Origin of the sequence: Streptomyces sp. NBC_01707, from assembly GCF_041438805.1 — a bacterium.
Taxonomy (GTDB): domain Bacteria; phylum Actinomycetota; class Actinomycetes; order Streptomycetales; family Streptomycetaceae; genus Streptomyces.
This window is the reverse complement of the sequence record NZ_CP109190.1, coordinates 8,221,909-8,233,306: the sequence shown is the minus strand read 5'-3', so window position 1 is coordinate 8,233,306 and position 11,398 is coordinate 8,221,909. Positions and strand designations below refer to the sequence as shown.

11 protein-coding genes are annotated in these 11,398 nt (G+C 69.9%); 8 read left to right on the top strand and 3 right to left on the bottom strand.

Features of this window, described 5'->3' with window-relative positions; all coding sequences use genetic code 11:
- The first annotated feature begins 50 nt into the window (after nt 1-50).
- Entirely contained in the window at nt 51-701 is a 651-nt protein-coding gene (locus OG963_RS36920) for a TetR family transcriptional regulator (RefSeq protein ID WP_030921971.1), read from the top strand.
- Between the two features lie 39 nt (nt 702-740).
- Here OG963_RS36920 and def read toward each other — a convergent pair whose 3' ends face one another.
- Nucleotides 741-1,286 (bottom strand): peptide deformylase, encoded by a 546-nt coding sequence (gene def, locus OG963_RS36915; RefSeq protein WP_030921968.1) that lies wholly within the window; start codon nt 1,284-1,286, stop codon nt 741-743.
- Nucleotides 1,287-1,400: 114 nt separating this feature from the next.
- Here def and OG963_RS36910 point away from each other — a divergent pair, with 114 nt between their 5' ends.
- From OG963_RS36910 to OG963_RS36890, 5 genes are all read left to right on the top strand, one after another.
- A complete protein-coding gene (locus OG963_RS36910) occupies nt 1,401-2,639 on the top strand; it encodes a MurT ligase domain-containing protein (RefSeq protein ID WP_030921965.1) in 1,239 nt (412 codons plus the stop codon).
- Nucleotides 2,640-2,673: 34 nt separating this feature from the next.
- Nucleotides 2,674-3,402 carry a type 1 glutamine amidotransferase gene (locus tag OG963_RS36905; RefSeq protein ID WP_030921963.1) on the top strand — a complete coding sequence of 243 codons (729 nt, stop codon included), beginning with the start codon at nt 2,674-2,676 and terminating at the stop codon, nt 3,400-3,402.
- Between the two features lie 140 nt (nt 3,403-3,542).
- Nucleotides 3,543-4,568, top strand: a complete 1,026-nt coding sequence (locus tag OG963_RS36900) for a 6-phosphofructokinase (protein ID WP_371799855.1) — start codon at nt 3,543-3,545, stop codon at nt 4,566-4,568.
- Between the two features lie 111 nt (nt 4,569-4,679).
- Nucleotides 4,680-5,630, top strand: coding sequence for a cytochrome c oxidase assembly protein (locus OG963_RS36895; protein ID WP_093777592.1), 951 nt, complete (start codon nt 4,680-4,682; stop codon nt 5,628-5,630).
- A 66-nt stretch (nt 5,631-5,696) separates the two neighbouring features.
- Nucleotides 5,697-5,855: a hypothetical protein gene (locus tag OG963_RS36890; protein ID WP_037822362.1), complete on the top strand. Its 159-nt coding sequence runs from the start codon at nt 5,697-5,699 to the stop codon at nt 5,853-5,855.
- 552 nt (nt 5,856-6,407) lie between these two features.
- On the opposite strand, the gene OG963_RS36885 is transcribed toward OG963_RS36890, so the two are convergent.
- Together OG963_RS36885 and OG963_RS36880 are read right to left on the bottom strand one after the other, a co-directional pair.
- A complete protein-coding gene (locus OG963_RS36885) occupies nt 6,408-7,916 on the bottom strand; it encodes a glycoside hydrolase family 71 protein (protein ID WP_093777590.1) in 1,509 nt (502 codons plus the stop codon).
- A gap of 109 nt (nt 7,917-8,025) precedes the next feature.
- Nucleotides 8,026-9,198 (bottom strand): LCP family protein, encoded by a 1,173-nt coding sequence (locus OG963_RS36880; protein ID WP_371799854.1) that lies wholly within the window; start codon nt 9,196-9,198, stop codon nt 8,026-8,028.
- 361 nt (nt 9,199-9,559) lie between these two features.
- Here OG963_RS36880 and OG963_RS36875 point away from each other — a divergent pair, with 361 nt between their 5' ends.
- Both OG963_RS36875 and gmd read left to right on the top strand, forming a co-directional pair.
- Nucleotides 9,560-9,799 carry a sugar transferase gene (locus tag OG963_RS36875; RefSeq protein WP_319327477.1) on the top strand — a complete coding sequence of 80 codons (240 nt, stop codon included), beginning with the start codon at nt 9,560-9,562 and terminating at the stop codon, nt 9,797-9,799.
- Nucleotides 9,800-10,267: 468 nt separating this feature from the next.
- Entirely contained in the window at nt 10,268-11,281 is a 1,014-nt protein-coding gene (gmd, locus tag OG963_RS36870) for a GDP-mannose 4,6-dehydratase (protein WP_030921944.1), read from the top strand.
- The last annotated feature ends 117 nt before the right edge of the window (nt 11,282-11,398 follow it).

The following is an 11,398-nucleotide window of genomic DNA, read 5'->3' as shown; positions in this document are numbered from 1 at the left end:
GTAACGGACGCGCATGGCCATATGCACGGCCAGGGGTGGGGAGAGGCGACATGGAGACCACACGACAGGCCGAGCGACAGCGGACCGCGGCCGAACAGCGCCGCAGGGAGCTGCTGGAGGCCGCCGACCGCGTGGTGCTCAGGGACGGGCCCAAGGCGTCGATGAACGCCATCGCGGCCGAGGCGGGGATCACCAAGCCCATTCTGTACCGGCACTTCGGCGACAAGGGCGGCCTTTACCGCGCGCTCGCCAAGCGCCACACCGACGCCCTGCTGAGCGCACTGCGGGCGGCGCTCGACGCCCCCGCCGAACGCCGACAGCGGGTCGAGGCGACGCTCGACACCTATCTCGCGGCGATCGAGGCCCGCCCGCAGGTCTACCGCTTCCTGATGCACCCGTCCGACGACGCGGCGCCCTCCACCGAGCAGGGCTTCGACGTCGGGCGGCACTCCGCTCCGCTGTTGCGCCGGCTCGGCGAGGAGCTTGCCCTGGTGATCGCCGAGCGGGTGGACCTGGGGCCGGACAGCCAGGAGATGGCCCGCATCTGGGGCCACGGCATCGTCGGCATGATGCATGCCGCGGGCGACTGGTGGCTGAGTGAACGCCCTTGCTCACGCGCTCAGTTGGTGCGCAGCCTGGCCGATCTGCTGTGGGGCAGGCTGGCCGCCGTGGGCGACCGTCCGGGCGGTCCCGGTTTCTGACGTCCGCCGGCCGAGACGCTGTCGGGCGCACGGTCGCGGTCAGTCGGTACGTCCCCACGGCGCCCGGCGGGCCGCGCGCAGCGCCCTCGCCCGGCGCAGCCCGGTCAGCCGGTCCGTGTAGACGGAGCCTTCGAGGTGGTCGCATTCGTGCTGCAGACAGCGCGCGAACCAGCCGGTGCCGTCGACCCGTACCGGCTCCCCCTCGACGTTCACGCCCTCGACGACCGCATGGTCGAACCGCGGGGTGGCGGCCTCGAGGCCGGGCAGTGAGAGACAGCCTTCCGGTCCGCGTACGGTGATGCCGTCCACCTCGACGAGTTCCGGATTGACGAGATGCCCGAGGTGACGGACGTCTTCGTCGTCCGGACAGTCGTAGACGAACACCCGCAGCGGCACGCCGATCTGGTTGGCGGCCAGCCCGACCCCCTGCGCCGCGTACATCGTGGCGAACATGTCCTCGACCAGCCGGGCGAGCGAGGGCCCGAAGTCGGTGACCTCCTCGCAGGCACCGTGGAGCACCGGGTCGCCGAGCAGGGTCAGGGCACGGACGAGTCCGGAACTGCCGGGGATCGGACGGTTTCGCATGGCCGTAAGAGTACGTTCCACGTGACCTCCACGTTCCTGGTGGTGCCGTGGTGCGGTCGCCGCGCCGGACATCGATAGGCTGGGCGCGGACCGATGCAAGGAGGATCTAGGACGATGGCAGGCAACACGGAGCCGTTGTCGCCGCGGGCCAAGCTGGCGGTGACGGCGGGCAAGGCCGCTGCGGCGGTGTCGCGCGCTGCGGGGCGCGGCAGCGGATCGGTGATCGGCGGCCGGGTGGCGCTCAAGCTCGACCCCGACCTGCTGGGGCGACTGGCGCAGCACCTGGACGTGATCCTCGTGTCGGCGACGAACGGCAAGACGACGACGACCCGGCTGATCGCCGAGGCGCTGCGGGCCGCCGGCCCGGTTGTGTCGAACGCGCTCGGCGCCAACATGCCCGCGGGCATCACCTCCGCCCTGGCCGGTGGCTCGGACGCGAAGTACGGCGTGATCGAGGTCGACGAGAAGTACCTCGCCGGTGTCGCGCGGGACACGACGCCCAAGGTGATCGCGCTGCTCAACCTCTCGCGCGACCAGTTGGACCGCGCCGCGGAGACCCGGATGCTGGCCGAGAAGTGGCGTGAAGGACTGTCCGGCTCGAAGGCCGTGATCGTCGCCAACGCCGACGACCCGCTGATCGTCTGGGCGGCGTCCTCCTCCACCAACGTGGTGTGGGTCGCGGCCGGTCAGGCGTGGAAGGACGACGCCTGGTCCTGCCCGTCCTGCGGCGGTGTGATGCAGCGCCCCGGCGACGACTGGTTCTGCGGCGAGTGCGGCTTCCGCCGCCCCGCGCCGAGCTGGGTGCTGCACGGCGACTACGTCCTGGACCCGCACGGTTCGGCGTGGCCGATCCATCTGCAGCTGCCCGGCCGCGCGAACAAGGCGAACGCCACCAGTTCGGCCGCCGTCGCCGCCGTCTTCGGGGTGCCTCCGCAGGTCGCGCTGGAGCGCATGTATCAGGTGCAGGCCGTCGCCGGCCGCTACGACGTGGTCACCTTCCTCGGCCGTGAGCTGCGGCTCCTGCTGGCGAAGAACCCGGCGGGCTGGCTCGAAACGTTTTCCCTGATCGACCCGCCGCCCACGCCGGTGATCCTCTCCGTCAACGCCCGAGGCGCTGACGGCACCGACACCTCCTGGCTGTGGGACGTCGACTACACCCAGCTCGCGGGCCACCCGATCTTCGTGCTCGGTGACCGCAAGCTGGACCTCGCGGTGCGCCTCGAAGTGGCCGGTCTCGACTTCCGGGTCTGCGAGAGCCTCGACGAGGCCGTGCAGCAGGCCCCGCCCGGCCGTATCGAGGTCATCGCCAACTACACCGCCTTCCAGGACCTGCGCCGCCGTGTCGGCAACTGACCCCGGCCCCGGCCACCTCCGGAGAGGACGAAGCATGAGCAACAACGGTCTGCGTCTGGTCTGGGTCTACCCCGACCTGCTGAGCACCTACGGCGACCAGGGCAACGCGCTGGTCGTGGAGCGCCGGGCCCGGCAGCGCGGTCTCGACGTGCAGCGCGTCGACGTCCGCAGCGACCAGCCGATCCCGACGTCCGGCGACATCTATCTGATCGGGGGCGGTGAGGACCGGCCGCAGCGGCTCGCCGCGGAACGGCTGCGCCGCGACGGCGGTCTCAGCCGGGCCGCGTCCAACGGCGCGATCATCTTCTCGGTCTGCGCCGGCTACCAGATCCTCGGCCATGAGTTCATCAACGACCTCGGTGAGCGCGAGCCCGGCCTGGGGCTGCTCGACGTGGTCTCCACCCGCGGCGAGGGAGCCAGGTGCGTCGGTGACGTACTGGCCGACATCGACCCGCAGCTGGGCCTGCCGCCGCTGACCGGTTTCGAGAACCACCAGGGCGTCACCCATCTGGGTCCGACGGCTCGGCCGTTCGCCCGGGTGCAGTTCGGCCGGGGCAACGGCACGGGTGACGGCACCGAGGGCGCGTACAACGACACGGTCTTCGGCACGTACATGCACGGGCCCGTGATGGCCCGTAACCCGATGATCGCGGACCTGCTGCTGAAGCTGGCCCTCGACGTCAACGCGCTGCCGCCGACGGACGACCGTTGGTACGAGGCACTGCGCGCCGAGCGCATCGCCTCGGCGACCCAGCCCGCATGACGGGCCATTCGCTCAGCTGAGCGGAGTCCATCAGGCGGACGCCTGGTTCGGTCCCGCCACCCTGCGCCGGTAGGGTGGCGGGGATCCAACCGGACGACGTGGTCCGGTCGTCGGCCCACGTTGCAAAGGTTTCCCGGGCAATGCGAATTGGTGTGCTCACCTCCGGCGGCGACTGCCCCGGCCTCAATGCCGTCATCCGTTCCGTCGTGCACCGCGCGGTGGTCGACCACGGCGACGAGGTCATCGGCTTCCACGACGGGTGGAAGGGCCTCCTCGAGTGCGACTACCGCAAGCTCGACCTCGACGCGGTCGGTGGCATTCTCGCCCGCGGCGGCACCATCCTCGGCTCCTCCCGGGTCCAGCCCGCACATCTGCGGGGCGGCGTCAAACAGGCCAAGGGCCATGTCGCCGATCTCGGTCTCGACGCGATCATCCCGATCGGCGGCGAGGGCACGCTGAAGGCGGCCAATCTGCTCTCCGAGGCGGGGCTGCCGATCGTCGGCGTACCGAAGACCATCGACAACGACATCGCGTCGACCGATGTGACGTTCGGCTTCGACACCGCGGTCGGTGTCGCCACCGAGGCCCTCGACCGGCTGAAGACCACCGCCGAATCGCACCAGCGGGTGCTGATCGTGGAGGTCATGGGCCGCCACACCGGCTGGATCGCCCTGCACTCGGGCATGGCGGCCGGTGCGCACGCCATCGTCGTGCCGGAGCGCCCCTTCGACATGGACGAACTGACCGAGCTGGTCGGCAAGCGCTTCTCGGCGGGCAAGAAGTTCGCGATCGTCGTGGTCGCCGAGGGCGCCAAGCCGCGCGCCGGGTCCATGGAGTTCGAGCAGGGCACCAAGGACATCTACGGCCACGAGCGGTTCGCCGGAGTGGCCACCCAGCTCTCCATCGAGCTGGAGCAGCGCCTCGGCAAGGAGGCCCGCCCGGTGATACTCGGCCATGTGCAGCGCGGTGGCACCCCGACCGCGTACGACAGGGTCCTGGCGACCCGCTTCGGCTGGCACGCGGTCGAGGCGGCGCACCGCGGCGAGTTCGGCATGATGACGGCGCTGCGCGGCACGGACATCACGATGGTGCCGCTGGCTCAGGCCGTGGAGACGCTGAAGACGGTCCCGGCCGAGCGGTACGCCGAGGCCGAGTGCGTGCTCTGAGCAACCCCGGATCCTGACGACTGCCCCCGGCCGCAGCTGCGGCCGGGGGCAGTTCTACTCTGGTCGGGACAACCGGCACGAAACGGGGACGTCCCCAGCGGGAGTGAACAGATGGATCACAGCGGGCACGGCATGAACATGGATCTGCCGCCGTTCACGCTGGGACGTGGGCTCCCATTCTCCGCGGACCCGTTCTTCCTGATCGGCTGCGTCCTGGCGCTCGGCCTGTACGGGTACGGCGTGCTGCGGCTGCGCAGACGCGGCGACAGCTGGCCGGTCGGCCGGACGGTCTTCTTCGTCATCGGGGTGCTGACCATCGCCCTGGTCATGTGCACCAGGCTCAACGACTACGGCATGGTCATGTTCAGCGTGCACATGGTGCAGCACATGGTGATCAGCATGCTGTCGCCGATCCTGCTGCTGCTGGGCGCCCCGGTGACACTGGCGCTGCGCGCCCTGCCGGTCGCGGGCCGGGGCCGGAAGGGCCCGCGCGAGCTGCTGCTCATGCTGCTGCACAGCCGGTACATGAAGATCATCACGCATCCGGTGTTCACCATCCCGCTCTTCATCGCCAGCCTGTACGCGCTCTACTTCACCCCGCTGTTCGACTTCCTGATGGGTTCGAAGACCGGCCACCTCGCGATGATGGTGCACTTCCTCGCGGTCGGCCTGGTCTTCTTCTGGCCGATCATGGGCGTCGACCCGGGACCGCACCGGCCCGGCTACGTGATGCGGATGCTGGAACTGTTCGCCGGAATGCCGTTCCACGCGTTCTTCGGCATCGCGCTGATGATGGCGACCTCGCCGATGGTGGAGACGTACAAGCATCCACCGGCCTCGCTCGGCATCGACGCGCTGAGCGACCAGAACTGGGCGGGCGGCATCGCCTGGGCGTTCAGTGAGATCCCCTCGGTGCTGGTGCTGATCGCGCTGGTCTTCCAGTGGTACCGGTCGGAGCAGCGGACGGCGCGGCGCGCGGACCGCGCCGCCGACCGGGACGGCGACCAGGAGCTGAAGGCGTACAACGCCTACCTCGCCTCGTTGCAGGCGCGCGGACAGTAGCGGTGGACGCACCTTCCGGGTGACGATGGGGTCCACGGCCGCGCGGCCGACAAGGAGGGTGCGCGCATGTCCGGATCCACGAAGACGATGGGGATGCTCACCGTCGGGGCCCTGGTGGCGGTCACCGCCTACACAGTGGCGCTGGGGAGCAACGGCTGGCTCTGGTTCGGCTGGGTGGTGCTCGGGCTCATCACCCTGGGGATGGCCGCCACGCGCGACACCTGAGCGGAAACTTTTTTCCGGTGCGACGGGCGGACCCAGCAGGTCCGGGACGACCCGTCCGGCCGAACGGCAGCGCCCCATCGGGATCCCGGCCGGTACCTTCGCCCCGTTCCGCCGGGGCGGCGTCTCGTTCGCGCAGCGCATCACGCGGGCCGCTACGCGCCCCGGCGCCGCGAGACAGTTCCGGCGTGGCGCGTACGGTCGACGGCACCGGTTCCGCGTGGCCGTCGGAGGTCCCGGTGTGTCGCGTGGGCCGTCAGGTGAGCCGGTCCACGCCGCTCCCGTCGTAGGGGACCGTCCGTCGGTCCGAGTCCGGCGCCACGATCCGTATCCGGCGAGGGCGCTCGGCCGGGGCGAATCCTCGGTTCACCGCGTCGCCCTCGACGTGTCGCCTGCGACGGCGGAGCGCACCTGCCCGGTACTGATCATGCTGGAATCGGTTCCTTCGCCTCGATGAGGGAAGGAACCGACATCACGCTCCCATGCCCGCGTGAGCGGCGTGCGCGCCATCGAGCGATGCCGGACGGTGGGCCCTTTCGGAAGCTTTCGAGGAGTTCATCGGCCGCTGGAGACCGCGTAGTACTGAAGGTCCTGCACGGTGACCGTACGACGCACCGGAAAGCGGGTCGTGACTGCGGCGACGGTGGTCCCCGCGCGGCGCACCACGGCCTCGGTGCGACCGGGGCTCAGCGGCAGGCCCCGGGCGTGCACGCCGACGGGAACACGGTAGGTGTGCGGCACGGTGCCCACGCGCGCGGAGACCGTGGCGGGCGCGGTCAGAAAGGTGAGCACCTCCACCTGGTCGCGCGGGGACGCGGTGCCCGGACGCGGGCGCATCAGTCGGGGCTGAAGCGAGGCACTGCCGGCATCGGTGAACTGGATGCGAGAGGTGACGTACACGGTGTCGCGGACGATCTGCGGCCAAGCTCCGGTCTTGAAGCGGGTGAGGTAGTAGGAGGAGATGTCCAGATACGTGTGGCCGTTGTGCAGTGAGGGGGCGAACTGGCTGCCTTCCGAGTAGTCGTTCCAGGTGGTGAGCTGCACCCAGTCCGCACCGTCGGAGATGGCGTGGTTCCAGGTCGACCGCAGGGTGGCGGTGTTCCCCGCCTCGTCGTAGACACCCTGGTTGGGCCGGGCGTCCTGCACGGACACGGCCTGCATCCACTTCTTTCCCAGGGAGTGGGCGAGCTGAATGTCGCCGGGAACGTTGTCCTGGCCGGTGTAGCTGCGGTTGCCCCAGGACGAGAAGGCGTGGCTGATCGGCGCGAACCTCTCGGCGTTGGCACGGAAGTCCAGGAAGACCGGGACGAGCGCGGTGCCGATGCCGTGGTCGCGCAGGCGCGCGACGACTTGACCCCACCAGGCAGGGTCCTGGGCCTCGGCCTTGAACGGGGAGACCACGAGGCGTCCGTCGGCCAGCCGGTATGCGGACGATGACGCGGCGAGCCGGGCCAACTCGTCGGCGAGGGTACGCGGGTCGGTGTGCAGGGAGGTCATGTCCGGCATCAGAACGATGCGGAAGCCCGGATCGACGCGATGCGCCGCGCGCAGCAGCATGTCGACGCGCTGCCGGTTGGTGCCGGTCAAGGAGAGGATGTCGACAGTGAATCCGTCGAGGCCGGCGGCCCGGGCGGTCCGCACCTCCCGTTCCAGGTTGGCGAGTCGCCAGTCGCCGCCGGACGGCTGAACGGGCAGCGGCCGGTCGCGCAGCAGTCCTCCGTAGGCCCCGTGCCTGCCCTGCTCACCTTGCGGCGTGAGGTAGTTGCGGGCGTAGTAGTCGTGCTCGGCGGGCTGATTGTCGAGGGAGAGCGGATACGGCGGAAAGTAGTGCGCGAAGACCAGATGCGGGCTGTCACGGAGCACATCCGCGGTCGGCAGGTCGAAAGGAAGCGCCTCGGCGCCCGTCCGCTCGGCTCGGGATGCGTCTTCCCGGTCACGGGCCAGGCCGGTGCCGGCGATCAGTCCGATCAGCAGCAGGCCGAACAGGGCACCGAGTGCGGCGCGCCGCCGTCGGCCCGACGGCCTCCGGTGCCGGTACGTTCGAAGAGCGGGATGATCCGTCATGGGTGTCCTCCGCGGACTCCGGTGGGCCGCCGGTGGGGACTCTAGTGCACCTGCGGCCCATTGTGCGGCGAAACGTCACCGGGCGGGCAATTCCGGCGGCCGCCGTCCGTCAGGGAGTCGTGGCGCCGAGCCGGTCGGCATCGTGCGACTGCAGGTAGTCGTCGAGGGCGTCCTCGCGCATGGCCCGCCACAGCTGAGGGCCCGCGACGGAATCCAGGAGGACCACGGACTGACCGGAGATCATTCCGGTCCCCTTGGCGGGAGCGTTCATGAAGACGATGTCCCCGGGCCTTACCTCCTTGTTGTCCCACAGCAGGTCACGCAGGTCGCCGTCGCCGAGCCGGTCGTCGACGCTCACGGCGGCGGTGAGGTCGTCCAGCACCTCGGTGGCCTTGACGGGGTTGGAGAAGGTGGACGGCCGCATGACCTTCGCCAGCAGCGTCCGCAGGAAGTACTGCTGACGGTGCGTGCGGTCGAAGTCGCCGCGGGCGAGGTGATAACGCTCACGCACGTAGACCAGGGCCTGCGTTCCGTTCATGTGGCGGTCGGCGCCGTCCACGACGAGGTCCACTCCGCCGACGGAGTCGGTGAGCTTCTTGAAACCGTCCCAGTCGATGACGGCGAGATGGTCGACGCGCACCTTGGTCAGCCGCTGCACGGTGTCGATGAGCAGCGGCGGTCCGCCCCAGGAGAAGGCGGCGTTGAGCTTGGCCTTGCCGTGTCCGGGGATGTCCACCCACGCGTCACGGGGCAGCGAGACGACGTACGCGCCGGAGTGGTCGGCCGGGAGGTGGACCAGCATCATCGTGTCACTGCGCTGGGCACCGTACTTCCACTCGGGGGCTTTGGCGTCACGACCCGTGGTCGGCAGGGCGGAGCGGCTGTCGACGCCGACGAGGAGGAAGGTCTGGCCACCCTCGGAGGGTGCCGGCTGCGCGGCCGCGGGGACCTTCGTCGGGAAGACACCGGAGATACGGTCGACCTTCCCGGTGTAGTGGTCGACGGCCCACCAGGCACTCCCGCCCACCATGAGCAGTCCCACAGCGAGCAGTGCGAGCGCCCCGAGGAGCACCCGACGTGTGCGGTTCCTGCCACGCCGGGGCTGCGTCCGCGATATTCCGGCGGCATCAACTCCCTTTTGCGAAGGAATGATTGACGGATCGCGGACGTCGGACACCGGGTCGGATGCCACCGGACCGGTTCCGCCCGCCGCTGCCTCCCGCTCCCCCGCTTCGTCCAGGTCCGTCGCTTCGGTCTCGGCCGTGTTCCTGTCCCCCACCATGCACTCCCCACATGGACGCGGCGCGGCCCCTTCCGCGCCAGGCGCACACTGTAGCCAGCACGTTCGACCTGCGTATCACTTTCCGTGCGACCGTCACCACGCACAAGATCAACCAGATGGCGCCGTACGGGACTTCGCACGGCTCGACACTTCTCGGTGACGTTCACATAAACGCCCCCATGTGCCCACAAGTTTGCCGTACTGTTCACCATCGCGCCGCATGTTCGCCGTATATGTGTTCGCGACATCCGGCAGCTCGTGCCGCAGAACGTGCCTGGGGGGGTACATGTGGGATGTTCAGGCCGCTGAATCCAAAAGATCACCGAAGGCGCGCTCGCAGCCACGCGCGTCCTCACTGTGGATGGGCCTCAAGTCCCGCCGGGGCGACGGGGTGGCGCACCACACGCCCGTCGAGTGGCGGCGGCCGGACGAACGACCGGGCATGACCGTGCTGCGGCAGATCGACGGACGCTCCGACCGGTCCTGGGACGAGACCGTCCAGCTCGATCTCAGTTACGTCGACAACCGGTCGATCACCAGCGTGGACGTCGTCATGTCCCGCACGTTCCGCGCCGTCGTCGACGGCCGCGGGGCGTCCTGAGAGCGCCGCACGTGGCCGCACAGTGCCCCGGCGCGCGCCGCGCGCCGGGGTCCGTGAACCAGCCGGTCCGGCGGATCAGGGGCGCCGTTGGCCATGATCCGCCGACCCTCGGGGCGGCGAGCTCCACCGTGTCGGGGCGCAGGGTGGCCAGTTCGGCCGCGGTGCGCGCGGCGTCGCGCAGGTCCGGTTCGGCGCGGGCACGGGTGAGCACCGCGCGCCCGGCGGCGGCGAGCCGGCGGGCCACAGCAGAGCTCACCAGGACGCGGTGGCCGGCGACGAACGCACGGGCGCTTTCGGGCAGCAGCGGGCGGTCGTGGTCCGGATCATCCAGCGCGCCGCCATGATCAGCACGTCCCGAACCGCCAACTCTGACTTTGTTTCGAGCAGTTCACGACATGCGTCCCGCGATCGACGGGCGCACGAACCGGATCCGTCCCCGGGGCGGGTCCGGCAGGGAGGGGAACCCGCATGACCAAGACCGCGCTGATCACCGGTGTCACCGGGCAGGACGGCTCGTACCTGGCGGAACTGCTGCTGTCGAAGGGATACCGGGTGCACGGCCTGGTACGGCGGTCGTCCAGCTTCAACACCGAGCGGATCGACCACATCTATCAGGGTCCCCAGGAGGCCGAGCGACGCCTCGTGCTGCATCACGCCGACCTCTCCGACGGGGTGGCGCTGGTGAACCTGCTGCGCGAGATACAGCCGGACGAGGTATACAACCTGGGCGCCCAGTCCCATGTGCGAGTCTCCTTCGACGCACCGCTCTACACCGGCGACGTGACCGGCCTGAGCACGCTGCGGTTGCTGGAGGCGATCCGGGCGAGCGGGGTGGAGACCCGCATCTACCAGGCGTCGTCCTCGGAGATGTTCGGCTCCACGCCGCCCCCGCAGAACGAGGACACCCCCTTCCACCCGCGCAGCCCGTACGGTGCCGCGAAGGTCTTCGCGTACTGGACCACCGTCAACTACCGTGAGGCCTATGGGATGTTCGCGGTGAACGGCATCCTCTTCAACCATGAGTCCCCGCGCCGTGGCGAGACCTTCGTGACCCGCAAGATCACCCGCGCCGTCGCCCGGATCAAGGCCGGTCTCCAGGACCGTCTCTACCTCGGCAACCTGGACGCGGTCCGCGACTGGGGGTACGCACCCGAGTACGTCGAGGCGATGTGGCGGATGCTCCAGCACGACGAGCCGACGGACTACGTGGTCGCCACCGGAGTCCCGGCCACCGTGCGGCAGTTCATGGAGACCGCGTTCGCCCACGCCGACCTCGACTGGAACGAGTACGTGCGCTACGACCCCAAGTACGAGCGTCCCAGCGAGGTCGACGCACTGATCGGGGACGCGTCCAAGGCGCGCGAGACGTTGGGCTGGCGGCCCGGCACCCTGGTCGAGGAGCTCGCACGGATCATGGTCGACGCCGATGTGCGGCAGGTGGAGGACCAGCTCGCGGGCGCCGCCGTGCGCATCGACCGCTGACGCCGGATGCGCGCAGAAGGGCGACCGCGCGTACCGGAAGCGGACGTCCGGTAAGCGCGGGATCATCATGAACACACGGGAATTTCCTACTAGATGAGTCAAGTGCGCTCCATCGCG